Annotated in this window: 25 protein-coding genes; 18 read left to right on the forward strand and 7 right to left on the reverse strand. The window is 55.5% G+C overall.

The genetic code is table 11. From position 1 onward, the window contains the following. Positions 1 to 62: 62 nt before the first annotated feature. A complete protein-coding gene (locus tag J9777_RS13035; protein ID WP_209349239.1) occupies positions 63 to 749 on the reverse strand; it encodes a Crp/Fnr family transcriptional regulator in 687 nt (228 codons plus the stop codon). A 52-nt stretch (positions 750 to 801) separates the two neighbouring features. Here J9777_RS13035 and J9777_RS13040 point away from each other — a divergent pair, with 52 nt between their 5' ends. Next, on the forward strand, positions 802 to 1650 hold the full coding sequence (locus tag J9777_RS13040; protein WP_209349240.1) for a sterol desaturase family protein: 849 nt from the start codon (positions 802 to 804) through the stop codon (positions 1648 to 1650). Between the two features lie 26 nt (positions 1651 to 1676). Here J9777_RS13040 and J9777_RS13045 read toward each other — a convergent pair whose 3' ends face one another. Genes J9777_RS13045 through J9777_RS13055 form a run of 3 tightly spaced genes read right to left on the reverse strand, consistent with a single transcriptional unit; the run spans position 1677 to position 4690 of the window. Further along, complete coding sequence (locus J9777_RS13045; RefSeq protein ID WP_209349241.1) at positions 1677 to 3152, reverse strand: PQQ-dependent sugar dehydrogenase; 1476 nt, start codon at positions 3150 to 3152, stop codon at positions 1677 to 1679. A 54-nt stretch (positions 3153 to 3206) separates the two neighbouring features. Next, positions 3207 to 4448: an aminotransferase class I/II-fold pyridoxal phosphate-dependent enzyme gene (locus tag J9777_RS13050; protein ID WP_209349242.1), complete on the reverse strand. Its 1242-nt coding sequence runs from the start codon at positions 4446 to 4448 to the stop codon at positions 3207 to 3209. A gap of 2 nt (positions 4449 to 4450) precedes the next feature. Beyond that, positions 4451 to 4690, reverse strand: coding sequence for an acyl carrier protein (locus tag J9777_RS13055; protein ID WP_209349243.1), 240 nt, complete (start codon positions 4688 to 4690; stop codon positions 4451 to 4453). A gap of 147 nt (positions 4691 to 4837) precedes the next feature. On the opposite strand from J9777_RS13055, the gene J9777_RS13060 reads away from it, so the two are divergent. Continuing rightward, on the forward strand, positions 4838 to 5407 hold the full coding sequence (locus J9777_RS13060; RefSeq protein WP_245228738.1) for a Pycsar system effector family protein: 570 nt from the start codon (positions 4838 to 4840) through the stop codon (positions 5405 to 5407). Here the strand turns inward: J9777_RS13060 and J9777_RS13065 are convergent. Next, positions 5404 to 5772, reverse strand: a complete 369-nt coding sequence (locus J9777_RS13065) for a response regulator (RefSeq protein ID WP_209349244.1) — start codon at positions 5770 to 5772, stop codon at positions 5404 to 5406. The genes J9777_RS13060 and J9777_RS13065 overlap by 4 nt on opposite strands. 27 nt (positions 5773 to 5799) lie before the next feature. On the opposite strand from J9777_RS13065, the gene J9777_RS13070 reads away from it, so the two are divergent. From J9777_RS13070 to J9777_RS13090, 5 genes are read left to right on the forward strand one after another with little or no spacing between them, the layout of a single operon-like run. Next, complete coding sequence (locus J9777_RS13070; protein ID WP_245228739.1) at positions 5800 to 6135, forward strand: DUF3572 domain-containing protein; 336 nt, start codon at positions 5800 to 5802, stop codon at positions 6133 to 6135. Then, on the forward strand, positions 6132 to 6773 hold the full coding sequence (locus tag J9777_RS13075) for an HAD family hydrolase (protein WP_209349245.1): 642 nt from the start codon (positions 6132 to 6134) through the stop codon (positions 6771 to 6773). Before J9777_RS13070 ends, J9777_RS13075 begins: the two co-directional genes overlap by 4 nt. Continuing rightward, positions 6770 to 7231, forward strand: coding sequence for a RidA family protein (locus tag J9777_RS13080; RefSeq protein ID WP_209349246.1), 462 nt, complete (start codon positions 6770 to 6772; stop codon positions 7229 to 7231). The genes J9777_RS13075 and J9777_RS13080 overlap by 4 nt, the downstream gene beginning before the upstream one ends. After that, on the forward strand, positions 7203 to 7976 hold the full coding sequence (locus J9777_RS13085; RefSeq protein WP_209349247.1) for a glycerophosphodiester phosphodiesterase family protein: 774 nt from the start codon (positions 7203 to 7205) through the stop codon (positions 7974 to 7976). The genes J9777_RS13080 and J9777_RS13085 overlap by 29 nt, the downstream gene beginning before the upstream one ends. Then, positions 7973 to 9109, forward strand: a complete 1137-nt coding sequence (locus tag J9777_RS13090; RefSeq protein WP_209349248.1) for a GNAT family N-acetyltransferase — start codon at positions 7973 to 7975, stop codon at positions 9107 to 9109. The genes J9777_RS13085 and J9777_RS13090 overlap by 4 nt, the downstream gene beginning before the upstream one ends. On the opposite strand, the gene J9777_RS13095 is transcribed toward J9777_RS13090, so the two are convergent. Continuing rightward, complete coding sequence (locus J9777_RS13095) at positions 9106 to 9435, reverse strand: sel1 repeat family protein (protein ID WP_209349249.1); 330 nt, start codon at positions 9433 to 9435, stop codon at positions 9106 to 9108. The genes J9777_RS13090 and J9777_RS13095 overlap by 4 nt on opposite strands. A gap of 314 nt (positions 9436 to 9749) precedes the next feature. Here J9777_RS13095 and dksA point away from each other — a divergent pair, with 314 nt between their 5' ends. The 8 genes from dksA (at position 9750) to J9777_RS13135 (ending at position 15846) form a co-directional block, all read left to right on the forward strand. Beyond that, entirely contained in the window at positions 9750 to 10208 is a 459-nt protein-coding gene (gene dksA, locus J9777_RS13100) for an RNA polymerase-binding protein DksA (protein WP_209349250.1), read from the forward strand. A 135-nt stretch (positions 10209 to 10343) separates the two neighbouring features. Further along, on the forward strand, positions 10344 to 10718 hold the full coding sequence (locus tag J9777_RS13105) for a PilZ domain-containing protein (protein WP_209349251.1): 375 nt from the start codon (positions 10344 to 10346) through the stop codon (positions 10716 to 10718). An 85-nt stretch (positions 10719 to 10803) separates the two neighbouring features. Beyond that, positions 10804 to 12267, forward strand: coding sequence for an ABC transporter substrate-binding protein (locus tag J9777_RS13110; RefSeq protein WP_348632002.1), 1464 nt, complete (start codon positions 10804 to 10806; stop codon positions 12265 to 12267). 90 nt (positions 12268 to 12357) lie between these two features. Then, positions 12358 to 12747 (forward strand): DUF4112 domain-containing protein, encoded by a 390-nt coding sequence (locus J9777_RS13115; protein WP_209349579.1) that lies wholly within the window; start codon positions 12358 to 12360, stop codon positions 12745 to 12747. A gap of 49 nt (positions 12748 to 12796) precedes the next feature. Then, entirely contained in the window at positions 12797 to 13588 is a 792-nt protein-coding gene (locus J9777_RS13120; RefSeq protein WP_209349253.1) for a tryptophan 2,3-dioxygenase family protein, read from the forward strand. After that, a complete protein-coding gene (kynB, locus tag J9777_RS13125; RefSeq protein WP_209349254.1) occupies positions 13585 to 14211 on the forward strand; it encodes an arylformamidase in 627 nt (208 codons plus the stop codon). The genes J9777_RS13120 and kynB overlap by 4 nt, the downstream gene beginning before the upstream one ends. Then, positions 14208 to 15431, forward strand: a complete 1224-nt coding sequence (kynU, locus tag J9777_RS13130) for a kynureninase (RefSeq protein WP_209349255.1) — start codon at positions 14208 to 14210, stop codon at positions 15429 to 15431. The genes kynB and kynU overlap by 4 nt, the downstream gene beginning before the upstream one ends. A 37-nt stretch (positions 15432 to 15468) precedes the next feature. After that, the gene (locus tag J9777_RS13135; RefSeq protein ID WP_209349256.1) at positions 15469 to 15846 is read left to right on the forward strand and encodes a hypothetical protein; all 378 of its coding nucleotides are present in this window, start codon (positions 15469 to 15471) and stop codon (positions 15844 to 15846) included. 202 nt (positions 15847 to 16048) lie between these two features. Here the strand turns inward: J9777_RS13135 and J9777_RS13140 are convergent, their stop codons facing one another. After that, complete coding sequence (locus J9777_RS13140) at positions 16049 to 16654, reverse strand: HNH endonuclease (protein WP_209349257.1); 606 nt, start codon at positions 16652 to 16654, stop codon at positions 16049 to 16051. 121 nt (positions 16655 to 16775) lie between these two features. Here J9777_RS13140 and gluQRS point away from each other — a divergent pair, with 121 nt between their 5' ends. From gluQRS to J9777_RS13155, 3 genes are read left to right on the forward strand one after another with little or no spacing between them, the layout of a single operon-like run. After that, positions 16776 to 17606 (forward strand): tRNA glutamyl-Q(34) synthetase GluQRS, encoded by an 831-nt coding sequence (gene gluQRS / locus J9777_RS13145; RefSeq protein ID WP_209349258.1) that lies wholly within the window; start codon positions 16776 to 16778, stop codon positions 17604 to 17606. Between the two features lie 9 nt (positions 17607 to 17615). Continuing rightward, positions 17616 to 17852, forward strand: a complete 237-nt coding sequence (locus J9777_RS13150) for an HIG1 domain-containing protein (RefSeq protein ID WP_209349259.1) — start codon at positions 17616 to 17618, stop codon at positions 17850 to 17852. Next, positions 17845 to 18429, forward strand: a complete 585-nt coding sequence (locus J9777_RS13155; protein WP_209349260.1) for a cob(I)yrinic acid a,c-diamide adenosyltransferase — start codon at positions 17845 to 17847, stop codon at positions 18427 to 18429. Before J9777_RS13150 ends, J9777_RS13155 begins: the two co-directional genes overlap by 8 nt. Positions 18430 to 18454 lie beyond the last annotated feature (25 nt).

Consider the following 18454-nt stretch of genomic DNA (forward strand, 5'->3'; position numbering starts at 1 on the left):
CGAATAGGTAGTGCCATGTTATTCGGATGGATCGATCAAAGGTTACACTACAGAGCTGCTGCCTAGCCCATTGCGGCGAGTTTGAGTTGTTTGCGATCTAGGATCTCAATACGCCCATAGTGCCGCTTGAGTGCGCCGCGAGCTTCCAGAATCGCGAGACACTTATTGACGGTCGCGCGGGTCAGGCCAGTCAGTTCGCCAAGCTCCTGCTGACCCAGTGCGATTGTCGCCACGCCCCGTGACTTGGGTGCCATATTGCTGAGCACTGAGGCCACTCGCGAAAGGCTGGAGTTTTTGCCAAGACCCGCAACCAGATCGAGTACCTCTTGTAGCTGTGCGGCCAAGTTCCCCACCAAGCGCCGCATTGTGTCAGGGTTGGCTCTGATCTCACGCTCGAATGATTGTGCTTCAATCCAACGAAGCTCCACCGGTCCTTCCGCAACTGCATCTACAACGCGGCGGTTGGCAGCAAATAACGCAAGTTCACCATACGAATCGCCATCGGAAAGCAGCGCGATGGCGCGAAATTCTCCATCCAGCCTAAACTGACCGATCTTCACTTGGCCAGCCTCGATCACCCAAAAACCGATCGCATCGTCGCCGCGCTGCTGGATGATCTTCCCATCTCCAAATGACCGTCGCGGCGCATCGGTGAGCAGGCGAGAGCGGACATTCTCCTCAAGCTCACGAAAAAGCGTCGGCACCACCAGCGATCGAAGATGCGATTCAGATTGTATACTATTTGACATTCTTTGCTCGAACTATCGCGTAACCCTTCGGGCCACAAGAGGAGAACAGGCGATGCCCACTTCGACAATCGTGATTCTGGCTATCTATTTCAGCTTTGCATTGCTCGAGCTGTGGCGATCAAACCTGTTCAGCAAAGACGAGCAAACCCGCGATGACGGGATTGTTGAATTGGTAAGCACCGGGGTTCTGTTGACGCTGACACAACCTGCCATTCTGTTTTCTGCGGCTGCCTTGATGGGGGTCATCGCACCGCAATGGGAGGGCGCGCTCGCAGGCATAAATATAATAGCTGCGATCGCGCTCTTCCTCATTTTTGACGATATGACCCAATATTTCTGGCACCGCGCGTCGCATTCTTATGCGTGGCTCTACAATCTCCACCGGGCTCATCATAACGCCAGATACATGTCGATCCGGCTCGTTTATCGCAATAATCTCTTTTATTACATGATGATGCCAGGCCTGTGGTTCTCGGGAGTGCTGATCTATCTCGGCCTTGGCTGGGTGTATGCGGGCTATATCGTGGTCAAACTGTTGGTCATTACTGGTGCCCATTCGGACCTCGCTTGGGACAAGCCGCTTTATAAGATCGGCTGGCTCTCACCGGTCATGTGGGTGGTCGAACGCACCATCTCCACGCCCGCAACACACCACGCCCATCATGGCCGCCACGCAAGCGATCCGGCAGTCCAGTACAAAGGCAATTTCGGCAATCTGCTATTCTTCTGGGACGTGCTGTTCGGCACCGCCAAGATCACCCGGACCTATCCCGAGAGCTACGGCGTCGAGAACTTACCAAAAGCGACACTGGGTCAACAACTGGCATGGCCGTTGTTCAAGGAAGGTGCGGACGTTGAAGCCGCCGACGAAACAAAAGCGGCGACCAGTAGCGCCGGATAAGTACAATTCCAGTGTGCCCAGGAGAGCTAGACTGTCTCAAGATCGACCCGGTATACCTCTCCGTCCGCATCGAGCACGCAGAGCGTTGACCCAAGAAGTGTGATCGCAATCACTTCATCCAACGTGCCCGCGTCGGTCTGAAATTCATTGATGACCTCGCTAAACTGATCGTTCGTCGAAACTGAGCCAGCTTGGAGATCTCCTAGTTTGGCGACGAAAAACCGGCCATCGGCGGTTGCGCTGACAAACCGTTCGTTCAGACTGACCAGCGGCCCTTCGTAATACTGTCCAGCTACGATCGGTTGCGCCGCCATCGCTCCTGCGGCGCGGTCAAATTCCAGTACCGGTTCAACAAGATCACCTGTAGCACCTTGGGAAACGGTTGTTCGCCCTTCTTTGAACGGCCAGCCAAAGTTCATTTGGCCCATCATCGGCTCTAACCGATTAAGCTCGTCAAACTGTGTATCGCCTGTATCGGAAAAGATCAGCGTATCACCAATGAAGCTCCCGCCAGTTGGAGCGTGCAGCCCGTTACCCAACTTTTCGCTCACAAAAAATACAACCCCGGCACCACTAAAGGTGTTGGGATTGCGCAGTACGCGTATGATACCACCAAGCGGACCGCCGTCTTGTGCGCGGTCTGATGCTCCTCCATCACCAGCCATTATGTAGACCGAGCCGTCGGGCGCCATCACACTCGACGCGACCAAATTTGCGGCTATGTCCGGGTTGATAACCGCTGCCCCAACGTCATCGCGATGGCTGCTCCAAAGTCCTGGATTCTTGGTGTATCGCCTGATGAATAGATTACCACCAAACCCGATGATTAATGCAAATACCCGCCTGCTGTTCTCGCGATATTCCCCCAACGGCGCGAGCGTCAGTATCCTGTAGTCGCCCGTCCCTGGCTCGTTGAGGATATTTCCTGTGTTTAACACTGTGCCGGTACCTGGATCCACTTCGAACACATCACCGCTAGAGTTCGCTACGATGAGAACGTCTCCTGCTGGGGCGGCTGACATCGACACGACGTCACCAAGCCCGGCACCAATTCGGGTCAATCGAGCGGCATCTGCAATATTGTCGACTTGGAGGGACAGATTCAAGCTTGCGTTCGCTTGACCGTCCGAAACGGACAGAGTCACTTGGTAGGAATTGTCGCCATTTGCATCCGAAGGGTTTTCGAAATTTGGTGCGGACACAAAGCGCAACTGGCCACTCGGAGAGATTTGAAACTGCGAAGCATCTTCCCCGCCGCTGATGCTGAACGTGATGGCGTCGCCGTCCGCATCGCTGCCAGACGCATTGTACACAATGCCCGCGCTATTCTCGTTCGCAGAAGCATTTCCCGTCGAAGTAAATTGTGGCGCATTGTTAACTGCGGCTGGTGGTGGCGTTGGCGTGGGCGACGATCCACCTCCTCCGCAGGAGCCAAGCAAAAGCGCGGCAAGTGCTACCGAGATCGGTGCCGCACGAAACGGAATGAGCGTATTCTTTAACATCACAACCCCTATATTGTTTGCACTTAGGGGCTTGGCGCTAAGCACTTCTAAAGTCTATGAAATGATCCCGGTATTTCTTCCAGCACGTTCAAACATCCCCAGAATCGTCCCAACTTCTTCATCGCTATGCTCCGCGCAAAGCGAACAGCGGAGCAGGGTCATATTCGCGGGAGTTGCTGGCGGGCGGGCCAGATTGACGTAGAGGCCTTCCTTCAGGAGCGCCTCCCACATCCCGGCGCCGCGTTCCAGATCAGGCATAATAACCGCAACGATTGCACTTTGGCATTCTTCGGTTCCAAGCTGGAACCCGAGATCCGTCAGCCCCTTGTGAAGCCGCCGGGAGTTTTCCCATAGATGCCCGCGCTTGTTCCCGGCGTGCTGCAATTTGCGGATGCTGGTCGCGGCAGTCGCGACAACGCTGGGCGGAAGCGAGGCGGTAAACACATAGGGCCGGCAGACCAGCCGCATAATCTCGAACTTTGGATGGTTGGACACACAGAAACCGCCGACTGTCCCGACGCTTTTGGAAAACGTGCCGATGATGAAATCGACATCATCCAGAACGCCTTCATCCTCCACTACTCCACGGCCATGCTCGCCGATAAAGCCCATCGAATGCGCCTCATCGACCAGCACCATCGCGCCATATTTTTTGGCGATAGCGACCATTTCTTTGAGCGGAGCAAGGTCGCCCAACATCGAATAAACGCCTTCCAAAATAACCAACTTACCGGCACCTTCGGGTACACGGCGCAAGCGCTTTTCCATCGCTTCGATGTCGTTGTGCTTGAACGGCACGACTTCGGCATTGCCCATCGCGCAACCATCCCAGATGCTCGCATGGCTATCGATATCGAGGATGATGTAATCACCCTTGCCAGCGATGGTCGAAATGATTCCGAGATTGGCCAGATAGCCGGTCGAGAAGACCATCGCGTGGTCCATATCGTAGAACTCACGCAGCGCGTCTTCGCATTCCTTATGGCCTTGATAGGTGCCATTGAGAACGCGGCTGCCGGTGGTGCCGGTGCCGAAATCAGCGAGTGCTTGCTTGCCGGCATCCACCACGTCGGGATCGAAAGTCATGCCCATATAGTTGTACGTGCCGAGCAGAATTGTGTCGCGGCCATTACAAATTGCACGAGTGGGGGAGAGAACTTTCTCCATCACCAGATTGAAAGGATCTTCCACGCCGGTAGCGAGCAAGCCTTCGCGCATCGCGATGATGTCGTCGAATTTGCTGAACAGATCGCCGCCAGAGTCAGCAGTGCCTTCGGGGCTGCTAGTGTCGCTCATGATTAGTCCTGCAGCTTGGTTACAGCATCGACAAGCTGACCGTAATTTTCGATCTCGGCTTGCTGGTTCATGCTGATGATGATGTCGAACTCGTCTTCGATCTCGGCGACGAAATCCATCACGGTCAGACTATCGAATTCAAAATCGCCAACGAAGGTTGTGCTGTCCTGAATCTCGACACCCTTCTTGTTGAAAGGGCCAATCAATTCGCGGATTTTGCTGTCGACTTCGGCACGGTCCATTTGGATATTTCCAATCAATTTTGTTTCTCAGCAAGGCGCTTGCCACGTGAATGGGGCGGAAAAGCGGCTCAAACCCCTGCTTGTCAAGCGTTAGGTGCGCTGGCAAGCCTGCATCTGCTGTTGCGATACCCCGCAAGGATGAAAAATATGACCGAGAATACGGATAAACAAGCACCGGCTGGAGAGGCAACAACGATAAATACTACGCCTGCGCAACCGGCATATTCGGCGCATGCAGTGCATATGATGCGTACCGCGCAGCTCAATACGCTAACACTGTCGCAGATGGCCGATCAGAAAGCGTCGATCCTGATGGGCGCGACCTTTCTCGTGTTCTCGCTGTCAGTTAGCCGGTCCTTTGTTGGCGATATTCCGCCTTCGTTGATGTTGCTGGCGGCTTTTTCGTTCTTGAGTTCGCTCTGCGCGGTGATGGCGGTTCTGCCCTCGATCAAGAAACCTGATCCGGATGTGACGACACCCAACAAGCTGTTCTTCGGCCATTTCGCCGGAATGGATGAAGAGAGCTGGGCGGAAGAAGTTCTGGAAGATCTCAAATCCGACGAAACCGTGTTCCGCGCGATGATGCATGACATCTATCAGAATGGTCAGGTGCTCGCGCAACGCAAGTATAAGTTCCTCGCCTTGGCATACCGGATATTCGTGGTGGGCTTGTTCGCGACGGTGATCTCATTCGCGATAGAAGCTATGGCTGCCTAGTCCTCGAGCAGCTTTTTCACCGCTGCCATAAATGGACTGATCGAAACCGGTTTGGATAAATAGTCCCTTGCCCCGGCGTCGCGTATTCGATCTTCATCGCCTTTCCCGGCATATGCCGTGACCGCTAGTATTGGCGTATCGGTTAGTGACGCATCCTGCTTAAACGCCACAATCAGATCCATGCCGGAGATATTGGGCAGTTGGATATCCATAATGACCAGATCGGGCGCAAAGGCCCGTGCGGCGTTGAGTGCCAATTCACCATCGGCGACCGGCTCCACTTCGAAGCCATTGGCCTTCAGTACGTCGCAGAACAATTTGCGGTTTAGATCGTTGTCCTCGACAACCAGTATTCTCTTTGCCATTGCCTCTGCCATACGGCCCCATATCTCATGAGCATGTCGATTGCTCTCTATAGCCCTTATGGCTCCAGCAGGAATCTTACAATTCTAGACCGTCGCAATTCCCCGCCTGATCTTGGTAGTGCCAGCACTCTGGCCCTTTCGGCGCTTGGCTGGGTGCTCGGAGATCAGCCGCGCGCTGACCGGCTCCTATCGCTCACCGGTCTAACACCCGATGTGCTGCGCGACGGCTTGGGCGAAGCGGGCGTGCAGGCGGCAGTGCTCGAATTCCTGATCAACCACGAACCGGATTTGATTGCGGCTGCAGAGGATTTGCAAGCGCAGCCCGAAGACATCATCGCTGCCCATGAAAGACTGACCCAATGAATTCACCCCAAAACCGGCCCCTTCTAATTTCCGATTGCGACGAAGTGCTGCTCCACATGGTTGCGCCATTTCGTGATTGGCTTGCCGAGAACGAAGGTGTGGAGTTCCGTATGGCCGGCAACAATTTTGCCAAGTCGATGCGTTGGCAGGAAAGCGGTGAACTGGTTGACGAAAAAGATATCTGGCGTTTGCTAGGTGGATTTTTCGACACTGAAATGTACCGGCAGACGCCAATCGAGGGTGCGATTGCGGGCATCAACACCATCGCAGAGAACGCCGACGTGGTGATTCTCACCAATCTCAATGACGCGCGTCAACAGATGCGGGCCGAGCAATTGGCCGAGCATGGCGTGCATGCACGCGTATTCACCAATCAAGGACCGAAAGGGCCTGCGCTTGCCAGTATTATCGAAAAGTATCAGCCGGAACGCGCCATCTTCATCGATGATCTGCCGCAACATCATGAATCGGTTTCCGAAGTGGTGCCAGACGTGAAACGGCTCCACCTTTGCGGTGAGCCGATGCTGGCCCCGCTGATAGATTGTGCGCATGAAGCGGGCCACGCTCATGCGCGGATCGACAATTGGGCAGAGGCCCTGCCATGGCTCCAAAAAGAACTACACGGAGAGACGGTATGAGTATCGAAGCACGTTTGAAGGAGCTGGGTATCACGCTGCCCAACGCTGCTGCACCGGTCGCGAGCTATGTGCCGGTCGTGGTGCAAAATGATGTCGCTTATATTTCCGGCCAATTGCCATTCATTGACGGAAACTTGGTAACCGGAACGCTGGGCGAAGATGTCAGCCTGGAACGCGGTACCGCTGCTGCGCGCGCTTGCGGCCTCATGATCATGGCGCAACTGGTGAATGCGCAAATCTCGCTGGATCGAGTGGCGCGAATTGTGAAGCTCGGCGCGTTCGTCAGCTCGGCCAGTAATTTTTCAGACCAGCCGAAAGTCGCCAATGGCGCATCCGAGCTGATGTTTGATGTGTTTGGCGAAGCGGGCCGCCATGCGCGCAGTGCGGTGGGCGTACCCGTCCTGCCGTTACATGCTGCAGTAGAGGTGGATGCAATCATTGCTCTTCACCCTGCTTGATACATGGCGCGCGCCCGCGCCGAATCCGGAGCGGATCAGTTGGTTAAGCAAATGGGATTATGCCCATCGCGGCTTACACGGCGATGGCGCGCCTGAGAATTCTCCGTCCGCTTTTGCAGAGGCTATTGGGCGAGGGCTCGGGATTGAGTGCGATGTCCAGCGAACCCGCGATGGTCAGGCGGTGGTGTTTCACGATTGGGAATTAGACCGGTTGACGGATGAGACCGGGCCGGTCGATCGCCGCAACGCGGCCGACATCGAGAAAATTCTGCTGTCAGGATCGAACGATGCGATTCCGCAACTGAGCCGCCTGCTCGATCAAATTGGCGGTGAAGTGCCGGTACTGATCGAGCTGAAATCTGCATTCGATCGTCGGATCACGCCGCTATGCTTGGCAGTAAAGCGTGCGCTTGAGGGGTATCGAGGACACTATGCAGTGATGAGCTATGATCCGCGGGTATCCAGCTGGTTTCACAAAAACACGCCAAAGGCAGTGTGCGGTCTGGTGGTGAAAGAAGCGGGCCGCCAATCGCTCAAAGCAAAGTGGGAACGCCGTGCTGCGCTATGGCACGCGAAGCCCGATTTTCTGGCGTATGATGTGCGTGATCTGCCCAGCACATTTGCCGAGTCGCAGCGCAAGCGGGGCATTCCTGTCCTAACCTGGACCGTGAATTCGGAGGAGCGGCGAGCGACAGCTTTGCTCCATGCTGATGCTCTGATCGCCGAACTCGAAAGCACGGCGTGAGCGAAGCGCCGTTGGTAGCCAAAGTCGCCGGATCGGTTGGCGCGCTCGATAAAGCCGAATGGGACGCGCTGGCAGGCAGCGATAACCCCTTCATGTCGTATGATTTTCTCACAATCATGGAGGAATCGGGTAGCGTTGGCCCCGGCACTGGATGGCAAAGTGCGCCGATCATTATTGAAGGTGAAAACGGCGAATTGCTGGCGGCGATGCCATCCTATCTGAAAGGCAATAGTCGCGGCGAATTTGTCTTCGATCACGCTTGGGCTGATGCCTATCAGCGCGCTGGCGGCGAGTATTATCCGAAGGTGCAGATCGCGGCACCGCACACGCCCGCAACCGGACCGCGCTTGTTGTACGCAGACGAAAAATACGCAGTGCCGTTACTGCGAGCTGCCGAACAATTATGCGCTGCGAACGGCTTTTCCTCGGCCCATGCAACCTTCTTAGAACCGGATCAGCTGCCGCTGTTCGAACAGGCCGAGTGGATGCTGAGGAGTGATATTCAATTCCATTGGTACAATCGTGACTACCAGTCGTTTGACGATTTCCTTGGCGCGTTGGCTTCACGCAAGCGCAAGGCGATCCGCAAAGAGCGCGCTGCAGCGCAGGACGGCGTTGAGATCGTCCACTTTTCGGGTGCCGAGATCACAGAAGGTCATTGGGATGCGTTCTGGGAATTCTATCAGGACACCGGCGCGCGCAAATGGGGGCAGCCCTATCTAACACGGCAAGCTTTCAGCCTGTTTAGCGAACGGATGGGCGACCGAGTGTTATTGATGCTGGCGCTGGAAGAGGGTGTGCCAATCGCTGGCGCCCTTAACTTTGTGGGCGGGACTGCGCTCTATGGCCGTTATTGGGGATGCAGCCGCGAGAAGCGCTTCTTGCATTTCGAGCTATGCTATTACCAAGCCATTGACGCGGCGATTGCGCGCGGATTGGAGAAGGTCGAAGCTGGCGCTCAGGGCGGTCACAAACTCACCCGAGGTTATGAGCCCTGCAAGACGTGGTCAGCCCATTGGATCGCTGATCCCGGTTTCCGGGACGCAGTATCCGATTTTCTTGAGCGCGAACGCGAAGGTATCGATGTCGACCAGATGTATCTGGGCGAAAGGACGCCGTTCAAGAAGACTTAAGCGACTTTGCGTTGCCCTGCGCGGAGCCATTCGCGAGCGCGGCGCTGTGCTTCGGCGATTTCGCGAGCGGTCATTTCTTCGGAAATATCGGCACGGCACCAAGCAGCTTCTTCGTGGCCCTTAGTGGCGGCCAGATTGAACCATTTATGCGCTTCAATCAGATCGCAAGGTGCGCCGTGGCTACCGGTCGAGAAAGCGACGCCCAGATCAAAATAGGCGATATCTTCGCCTTGTGATGCGGCGGCTAAGCATTCTGCGACCAGAAGGTCGGCTGCTTTAGTATCTACCGGAGTGGCGTTTCCGCCGTCGATTGCAGTGAATTGCATGTCTATTCCCCCATTCGTCTGGCTGATCCCTTTCGCCAGTGATCCTTGGTTCACCCGAACATGGTCAACAAATGGTTAACGTGGATGCAAATAAATCACCGAATGGCTGGAAATTCCGGGCAAATCGTGATGTCGATCACTGAGCTTTCGAGTCTACTTATGCGCCTTTCGTGGATTGCATCTTGTGCCAAAAAAATGTGCCGCCTATAGGCCCGCGGAATTGGTCGAATGGAATGACCGGAAAAATCCGGCTTTTGCGGGGCATTCGCCTTGAAATTGCATTGTACTGGCTTGATCCGGGAGTTTTGGACCTAATGACCGCTGTGTCGATCGACGATATCGAAGTCCTTGAAAGAGTGAAGAAATCTCTCGAGCCGGATTATATCCCGGCGGAGGGCGATCCCTATATGGATCAGAAGCAGCAGGATTATTTCCGGATGCTGTTGCTCGAATGGAAGAAATCGATTCATTCGGACTCCTCGGTCACTCTTCAATCACTGCAAGACGGACCAATCCGCGAAGCCGATCTGAATGATCGCGCCTCCAGTGAAACCGATTGGAGCATTGAGCTCCGCACCCGCGATCGCCAACGCAAGCTGATATCCAAAATCGATTCCGCTCTGCGCCGGATTGACGAAGGCGAATATGGCTATTGCGAAGTCACAGGCGATCCGATTGGCCTCAAGCGTTTGATGGCCCGACCGGTCGCCACTATGACGGTTGAGGCACAGGAAGCGCATGAACGCCGCGAAAAGATATCACGCGACGATTAAATCGCCTCCGTTCGGCGCATTAAAATTCTTCCGATCAAGATTAAAGCTTCGTTAGCCACTCTTCCTCTATGAGAATCGCAATTCCTCTGATGAGGATTGTGTGCATCGAATGACGAAGAGGGTCTGACTGCAATTATGTCTGGAGTAGACACCCGTAATATCTCGCGAGACAGCCTGTTCCTGATGGCCGAAGTGCGCCTTGAGGGAGAGCAGAGCGAACACCGTGTGAAAGTGCGCAATTTGTCTTCGGGCGGCATGATGGCCGAAGGGGGCCCGTCTGTGGTGCGCGGCGGCAACGTTTCTATTCAGCTTCGCAATATAGGTTGGGTAGAAGGCGTTATTGCCTGGGTTCAGGATGAACGCTTTGGGATTGCCTTCGCGAAAGAGATTGAACCCAAGTTAGCGCGCGCGCCTGTCGGCAGTGCTGAGAAAAGCTCACCGCGATTTACCCGGCCCTCTGGGATATATGCCGATCAATCCGCTGACCCCGCGCGGCTTCGGAACATTTGACGCCTTCGCAATCGGCCACTGGCCTACCTTTTCTACACTGACGACACCCCAATAAGCTGCTATCTCCGCAGGTATGAGCTCTTTCGTGCGTATCCTGTCCATCTCGGCGATGTTGGTTTCGCTCGCTAGTTGCGGCAACAGTTTCGACGATGACGTAACCAGAGTCGCGTTCATCGGGACTTCCGATGACATTGCTACCAATGGTGTTCGATTGGCACCCGCTGGGCAGCATCTCCGCTCTGCGACTGCAGAAGGACTGGTTGCTCTAAACGCAATCGGTGAAGTCGTTCCTGCATTAGCCGAACGTTGGATCGTGACCGAAGACGGCCTCAGCTACATTTTCCGATTGAGAAATTCGAAATGGGAAGACGGTACTGCGATCACCAGCCAGAACGCGCTCCAGTCGATCGAACAAAATTTGGCCCAATTGCAGGGCACCTCCCTCGGCGTTGATCTGGAGATTATCTCTGATATTCGCGCGATGACTGGACGAGTCATCGAGTTTCGCTTGAAAAGTCCGATGCCGCAGTTCCTCCAGCTTATTGCTCAACCGGAGTTGGGCTTGCGCAGAGGAGGAGTTGGTAAGGGACCAATGATCGCGGAGCGGGAGGATGATACGATTATTCTCTCTGTTTTGCCCCCTGAACAACGTGGACAATCGACACAGGAAGACTGGCAGGATGATTTTCGCCAGATCCGGATATTTAGCCTGCCTGCGCAAGCAGCGGCTGACCGTTTTGAAGCGGGCGAAGCAGATGCTGTGTTTAGCGGAAATTTGCTGAATCTGCCGGTGGCTGAAACCGGGCCGCTTTCCAGCGGCACGCTGAGGCTCGACGGTGTGTTCGGACTGTTCGGCCTGCGTTTTACCAATTCAAACGGCCTGCTTGACGATGCGCCGCTTAGAGAAGCGGTCGCAATGGGCATTGATCGCACGACTCTGCTTCAGGCGTTTAATTTGGGCGGCTGGTCGCCGACCACGCGAATAGTTCCGGCCGAATTACCGAACAATCCCGTAGTTCCGACCGAGCGTTGGACAGATATGACCTTTGAAGAGCGCCGAGCCGAGGCGAAGCGCCGAGTGATTGCCTGGCGTGCGCAAAATCTGTCTGTCGAAGCGCAGCTATCGCTTTCTCTGCCCGATAGTCCTGGGTCGGATATTCTATTTTCTGAGTTGGTGAGCGATTTTGACGATATCGGCATATTATTGGAGCGCGCCGAGGCCGGACAGAGAGCAGACATTGTGCTTGTCGATACGCTGGCGCGCTATGCCGACAAGCGATGGTTTCTGAACCAGTTTAACTGTGCGCTGGAACGTGGACTATGTTCGCCGGAAGCTGATGCGCTGGTGCTGGATGCCATTTCGGCAGCAAATCCTGCCACCACTGCGCAATTGCTGGCCGAAGCGGAGGAAGAATTGCTTGCCTCTCAGGCCTATATCCCGATCGGTGCGCCGGTCCGGTGGTCGCTGATCCGGGGGGGTGTAGACGGTTTTGCAGAGAACAGCTGGGGCCTGCATCCCTTGTTCCCGATGGCTTCACGCCCCAATTAGAGGGGGAAGGAGAGCATTATGGTCGATAGTGACCGCAATCAGCCTGAGATATTTCGCCCGGAACGGACGGAGTCCGGTCAGGCGCAACCCATGGGATTTGAGCTACCCGTTGGGACTGATCCCGTTTCGATCCGCAAGCGGATTGAAGCGATGGAGCAATTGCTCGAGCGCAGCTTTCGCATCCCCGGGGTGAATTACCCAATCGGGCTTGATTCGATTATCGGTCTGGTGCCGGTGCTGGGCGATATCGTAACGACCGCAATGGGCGCTTACATTGTTTGGGAAGCCAAGAACCTTGGCCTACCCAAGTGGAAGATCTGGCGGATGATGGGCAATGTCGGTTTCGATGCCTTGCTCGGCGTTGTTCCGGTGGTTGGCGATGCGGCCGACTTCCTGTTCCGCTCGAACACGCGCAATTTGCGGATTGTGAAGAAGCACTTGGACAAGCACCATCCCGCCGCCCGCACAATTGATGGCTAAGCGAGCGAGATAGTTTCAAATTAAACCAGATTGCAGTTATAGGGCACGCATGACCAAGAGCGTTACCTATTCGAGCTATCTCGATCTTCAAAAGATCCTCTCCTCACAGCATCCCGCGTCTGACGCGCATGACGAGATGCTGTTCATCGTGGTCCATCAGGCCAGTGAGTTGTGGCTGAAGCTGTGCCTGCACGAGCTGGTCGAAGCGCGTGAGCATATTGCTGCCGATACGCTTAGCCCGGCATTCAAAATGCTGGCGCGCGTTGCACGGGCGCAGAATCAGCTGATTTCGAGCTGGGATGTGCTGTCGACAATGACACCGCATGATTATTCATTGGTGCGCCCGCATTTGGGATCGTCGTCTGGCTTTCAGTCTGCACAATACCGATTGATGGAGTTCCTGCTGGGTGGGCGCAATCCGGATATGGTGACGATGCACGAAGCCACGCCTGATGTGGCGGCAGAACTTCATGCGGAACTGGATCGGGCCAGTCTTTACGATGAAGCTGTCCGCCTGCTCGCGCGACGCGGCTTTGATATCCCGAGTGAAGTTCTCGAGCGCGAAATGCATTTACCGTGGACAGCATCTGAGGCTGTCGAGGCTGCATGGGCGGAGGTGTACCGCCACCCCAACAAGCATTGGGATTTGTACGAGCTGGCCGAGAAATTGGTTGATCTCGAATATCATTTCCAGCGTTGGCGCTTTGGACACCTCAAAACCGTTGAGCGGATTATCGGTTTCAAAAAGGGCACTGGCGGAACGGCTGGCGTGCCCTACCTCGAAGCCGTTCTGAAACAGACGTTCTTCCCCGAATTGCTCTCTGTCCGGACAGCTATATGAGCAGGCAAATCTGGGACATCTCGCAGAAATTGCGGCCCGGGCTGCCGGTATGGCCCGGTGATACTGAATTCGCGCATGAGGGTACTTGGGCGATGGATGACGGATCGCCGGTCAATGTCTCGAAGCTTGCAATGTCCACGCATAGCGGCACCCATGCCGATGCTCCGCTGCATTATGATGAGGCAGGACTGGATAGTGCTGCGAGCGATCTGACGCCCTATATCGGCGAATGTCTGGTAATTGATGCACGCGGCGTAGGCTCGGAAATTGATGTTGGCGATTTGCCACATATCGATTCTGCGGACCGCGTATTGTTCCGGACTTATGAGAAATTCCCTCACGATAAGTGGGAAGAAGGTTTCACTGCGATTGCAGCTGAGACGATAAAATGGCTTGCGGTGCAGGGTGTAAAATTGGTGGGCATTGATACCCCTTCTATCGATCCGCAAAACTCCAAGACGATGGATGCGCATAAGGCGGTACTTGCGGCTGATATGCGGATTCTGGAGGGCCTAGTCCTCGATGATGTACCGGAGGGCCGATACGAGTTGATAGCCTTGCCACTGCCAATTGTTGGCGCTGATGCCTCGCCTATTCGTGCGATATTGAGGGAACTACCGTGAGCCTCGTTGACGCTGCCCAGCAACTAGACGGCGCCGCTCCGCTCCGCGAATTTCGTGATCGCTTCGATTTGCCTGAAGGTGTGATCTATCTTGATGGCAATTCGCTCGGTGCTTTGCCGAGAGCCACCAAAGCTCGCATTGCCGAAGTGGTCGGGCAGGAATGGGGCGAGGGCTTGATCCGCAGCTGGAACAGCGCGGATTGGATCGCCCTACCGCAGCGTGTCGGAGGGAAGATTGCGCCGCTGATCGGAGCGCAACCGCATGAAGTGATTGCTTGCGACTCCACCAGCGTGAATCTGTCAAAACTGATTGCGGCGGCGCTGCATATGCGTTCTGGCCGAAAAGCGATCCTGTCCGAACCCGGCAATTTCCCAACCGATATTTACATGGTCGAGGGGCTGGAAGCACAGGGTCTGGCGACTCGCAAACTCGCCGAACGCGATGCTCTAATCGACGCTCTCGATGAAGACGTGGCGCTGCTGATGCTTACTCACGTGCATTATAAGACGGGCGAAACGTTTGACATGGCAGCTCTGACCAAAGCTGCGCATGATGCCGGCGCTTTGGTGCTGTGGGATCTGTCGCATAGCGGCGGTGCGCTGCCGGTTGAATTGAACAAGTGTAACGCGGATTTCGCGGCCGGTTGCGGCTATAAATATTTCAATGGTGGGCCGGGCGCGCCCGCCTATGCCTACGTCGCGGAGCGGCATCACGGCGACTTGCAACAACCGCTCACCGGCTGGATGGGCCACGCGCAGCCCTTTGCCTTCGATGATGATTACGCGCCCGCGCCGGGGGTTGACCGGTTGCTCGCCGGAACCCCGCCGATCTTGGGATTGTCCGCGCTGGAAGTCGGTGTCGATATGATCGCCGAAATCGGTATCGACCGGCTGATTGCGAAGTCGCGCGAGCTAAGCGAGTTCTTCCGGCAAGCCATATCCGAACGTCTGCCCGATCTGGAACTGGTCAGCCCGACAGACCCGACCCAGCGCGGCAGTCAAATATCCTTCCGCCACGTAGAAGCTTATGCGATCTGCCAAGCCCTGATCGCGCGCGGCATCATTGGCGATTTCCGCGATCCTGATATTCTTAGGTTCGGCTTCGCGCCTGCTTATGTGAGTTTTGAGGATGTTGCGCGGGCGGTTGAGGCGTTGGGCGAGATTATTGAGACCGGCGATTGGGATCGAGCCGGATTCAAGCAGCGTGCTGCCGTGACGTGATGTTCTGCGATGCTGTACCGAAAATCAGGCCACATAGATGCAAACGATAGTACATTCTGTTGGTCTTGCTGGAGACGGCGATGAAATCTGGGCGATCGAGGAAGTTGAGCGCGCTTTCGATGTTAAGCTGGACAAGGAAGATGCGCCAAATTGGGTGACCGCTGGCGATGTTTTCGCTTCTCTTCAAAAGAAGTTGCCAGACAGCGTCCACCTTGAAAGCGAACTTTGGGACAAATTTGCCGTTGCGCTTTCTCAAGAAACTGCAGTGGACCCGAAAACACTGTCGCCTGATAGTCCGCTAATACTGGAGGGGCATCCCTGGCGTAAGATTAGTGCGTTGGTCGGATGGGGATGGGGCATAGCCCTCGCATTTCTGCTTTTTTCTTTTGGTGCCGCAATCGTTGCTTCTTTGTAGCGCGCGGTATTACCGAACGTTTCGGGTCAGAATTGGCTGTCCTACAACTCAACTATAGCGGCATATCGATCCGATGCGATATCCATCTTGTTTTCACAAGTCTTCGTTTGAACCACCTCGAAACTCGCTGCGATTTTCCTTACCTTGGACCCTGTTCCATGTGTTCCATCGTGTAGGGTTTGCGCCCCACTGCGAGCTAGAATCACCCCTCCAGCTCGATGTCCCAATAGAGCCAGTCGCGCCATGTTTCGTGGAGGTAGTTGGGCGGGAAGCCCTTGCCGATATGCTGCAACTGCCAGCTGGTTGGGCGGATCGGATTGACCATGGTCATGCCCGCTTGCTTGGGTGTGCGACCGCCTTTCTTCATATTGCAGGGCGCGCAGGCACTCGCGATATTCTCCCATGTTGTCTTCCCGCCCAGACGGCGAGGGATCACATGGTCGAAAGTCAGATTCTCCTCGCTGCCGCAATATTGGCACGTGAAGCGATCGCGCAGGAACAGGTTGAAGCGGGTGAAAGCGGGAAACTCGCTCTGCTTCACATATTGACGCAGTGCGATCACCGAGGGGATTTTCATATCGAGCGAGGGCGAGTGAACCTCGCGGTCATAACATTCGATAATGTCGACGCGATCGAGGAACACCGCCTTGATCGCGGTCTGCCACGGCCACAGGCTCAGCGGGTAATACGACAAGGGTGTGTAGTCAGCATTCAAGACGAGCGCCGGGCAGCCTGCCAGATTGCGGCTTCCATCTTCATTGGCGCTTTTGAATTGCGCCGCTTGATCAATCAGTTCAGCTTTGAACACGTTGGTGCTCCCTCCTGATGGACATGAGAGGAGCATTTGCGCCAAAAAGCGTCAACCCTGTTACAGGGTGCGAATCCACAGGCAATTTTGATCGGTGCGGCCAAGGGAGAGGAGAACGGACATGGTAGTGACCCGCTTCGCCCCCAGTCCGAACGGTCCGTTGCATGTCGGCCACGCATTGTCGGCGATCACGGCGCATGATTTGGCGCGGGATGCTGGCGGCCGGTTTTTGCTGCGGATCGAGGATATCGATGGGGCGCGCAGTCGTCCCGAACTGGCAGATAGCTTCCGTGCGGATCTGGAATGGCTGGGTTTGGAATGGGAAGAGGTTCCGGCGCAATCTACGCGCTTGGCTGAGTATGAGGCAGCGGCCGAGCGGTTAAAGTCGGAGGGCTTGCTGTATCCGTGCCGATGCACGCGGACCGACATCAAAGCAGTCGCGACAGAATTTGGACCCGAAGGTCCGATCTATCCCGGCACTTGCAAGGAGCAGAAGATCGACCACTCGAAGCCGGTCGCATGGCGGCTGGACGTCTGGCGAGCTGTTGCTTTCGTTGGATTGCTCGAATGGGCTGATGCATCGGCGGGAATGCAGATTGCAACGCCAAAACAGCTTGGCGATGTCGTGGTTATGAGAAAGGACGCTCCGGCGAGTTACCACCTTGCGGCTACCATTGACGATGCTGCGGATAGCGTAACGCTAGTGACACGCGGGCAGGACTTGTTCGCTGCCACGCATATCCACCGGCTGTTACAGGCCCTGCTCGATCTGCCGGTGCCAAAGTGGCATCACCACCCGTTATTGCTCGACGAAACAGGAAAGAAATTAGCGAAACGTCGTGGCTCCCCATCGCTAGCCGACCTGCGCGAACAAGGCGTGGATGGTGCAAAGATTGCAAGCGATATTCGATCAAGCAGCTTTCCCATTGGAATGTCGCTGGCGAAGGACTAGATACTCGGCATGAACTATATTCTTATACCCGCTCTGATCATTCTGTTGATCCTCGTGCTCGTGTCGCTGGTCCGCGGGATCGTCGCTTTCATGAAGAGCACCAAGATCGATCTTGAAACCGGCGAGAGCCAAGACGCGACTGATATGCAGTTGATGCAGAACAAGATGATGTTCGCGCGGATCAAGTATCAAGCGCTTGCGATTGTTGTTGTTGCTATTCTGCTTGGCCTCACACGCGGTGGTTAAGCTCAACAAGATTTACACGCGCACTGGCGATGACGGCACGACCGGGCTGGTCGACGGGGCGCGCGCGAAGAAGCATTCGGCTCGGATTGCTGCAATTGGCGATGTTGACGAGGCCAATAGCGTCATTGGACTGGCATCCGGGTCGCTTCATGGCAGCGGGCATGACCGTTCGATCTCGCGAATCCAGAATGATCTGTTCGATCTTGGCGCGGACCTCGCAACTCCGCTCGGCGAATTTGGCAGTGAGGACTTCGAGCCGACCGAGATGGTGCTGCGCGTGGTTGCCGCACAAGTTGATTGGCTGGAAAATGCGATCGACGATATGAACGCAAATCTGGAACCGCTCACCAGCTTTATCTTGCCTGGCGGTACAGAAGCCGCAGCGCGTGCGCACATCGCAAGATCCGTGGTGCGCCGGGCAGAGCGTTCGGTAACAGCACTGGCTGATGCCGAGCCGGTCAATCCGCAAGCAATTGCCTATATCAACCGCTTGTCGGACTACTTTTTCGTCCTCGCGCGTGTGCTGAACGACAATGGCGCCGCAGACGTACAGTGGGTGCCCGGAGCTAATCGATAACAGGCTGATCGCAAACCGCTAGTCA

The sequence above is a fragment of the Pontixanthobacter sp. CEM42 genome (assembly GCF_017812015.1).
Taxonomy (GTDB): domain Bacteria; phylum Pseudomonadota; class Alphaproteobacteria; order Sphingomonadales; family Sphingomonadaceae; genus Pontixanthobacter.

What these genes read in the sequence shown, in the direction of transcription:
- J9777_RS13035 (WP_209349239.1), bottom strand. Translation starts at nt 749, where the DNA reads ATGTCAAATAGTATACAATCTGAATCGCATCTTCGATCGCTGGTGGTG.
- J9777_RS13040 (WP_209349240.1), top strand. Translation starts at nt 802, where the DNA reads ATGCCCACTTCGACAATCGTGATTCTGGCTATCTATTTCAGCTTTGCA.
- J9777_RS13045 (WP_209349241.1), bottom strand. Translation starts at nt 3,152, where the DNA reads ATGTTAAAGAATACGCTCATTCCGTTTCGTGCGGCACCGATCTCGGTA.
- J9777_RS13050 (WP_209349242.1), bottom strand. Translation starts at nt 4,448, where the DNA reads ATGAGCGACACTAGCAGCCCCGAAGGCACTGCTGACTCTGGCGGCGAT.
- J9777_RS13055 (WP_209349243.1), bottom strand. Translation starts at nt 4,690, where the DNA reads ATGGACCGTGCCGAAGTCGACAGCAAAATCCGCGAATTGATTGGCCCT.
- J9777_RS13060 (WP_245228738.1), top strand. Translation starts at nt 4,838, where the DNA reads ATGACCGAGAATACGGATAAACAAGCACCGGCTGGAGAGGCAACAACG.
- J9777_RS13065 (WP_209349244.1), bottom strand. Translation starts at nt 5,772, where the DNA reads ATGGCAAAGAGAATACTGGTTGTCGAGGACAACGATCTAAACCGCAAA.
- J9777_RS13070 (WP_245228739.1), top strand. Translation starts at nt 5,800, where the DNA reads ATGAGCATGTCGATTGCTCTCTATAGCCCTTATGGCTCCAGCAGGAAT.
- J9777_RS13075 (WP_209349245.1), top strand. Translation starts at nt 6,132, where the DNA reads ATGAATTCACCCCAAAACCGGCCCCTTCTAATTTCCGATTGCGACGAA.
- J9777_RS13080 (WP_209349246.1), top strand. Translation starts at nt 6,770, where the DNA reads ATGAGTATCGAAGCACGTTTGAAGGAGCTGGGTATCACGCTGCCCAAC.
- J9777_RS13085 (WP_209349247.1), top strand. Translation starts at nt 7,203, where the DNA reads ATGCAATCATTGCTCTTCACCCTGCTTGATACATGGCGCGCGCCCGCG.
- J9777_RS13095 (WP_209349249.1), bottom strand. Translation starts at nt 9,435, where the DNA reads ATGCAATTCACTGCAATCGACGGCGGAAACGCCACTCCGGTAGATACT.
- dksA (WP_209349250.1), top strand. Translation starts at nt 9,750, where the DNA reads ATGACCGCTGTGTCGATCGACGATATCGAAGTCCTTGAAAGAGTGAAG.
- J9777_RS13105 (WP_209349251.1), top strand. Translation starts at nt 10,344, where the DNA reads ATGTCTGGAGTAGACACCCGTAATATCTCGCGAGACAGCCTGTTCCTG.
- J9777_RS13115 (WP_209349579.1), top strand. Translation starts at nt 12,358, where the DNA reads ATGGGATTTGAGCTACCCGTTGGGACTGATCCCGTTTCGATCCGCAAG.
- J9777_RS13120 (WP_209349253.1), top strand. Translation starts at nt 12,797, where the DNA reads ATGACCAAGAGCGTTACCTATTCGAGCTATCTCGATCTTCAAAAGATC.
- kynB (WP_209349254.1), top strand. Translation starts at nt 13,585, where the DNA reads ATGAGCAGGCAAATCTGGGACATCTCGCAGAAATTGCGGCCCGGGCTG.
- J9777_RS13135 (WP_209349256.1), top strand. Translation starts at nt 15,469, where the DNA reads ATGCAAACGATAGTACATTCTGTTGGTCTTGCTGGAGACGGCGATGAA.
- gluQRS (WP_209349258.1), top strand. Translation starts at nt 16,776, where the DNA reads ATGGTAGTGACCCGCTTCGCCCCCAGTCCGAACGGTCCGTTGCATGTC.
- J9777_RS13150 (WP_209349259.1), top strand. Translation starts at nt 17,616, where the DNA reads ATGAACTATATTCTTATACCCGCTCTGATCATTCTGTTGATCCTCGTG.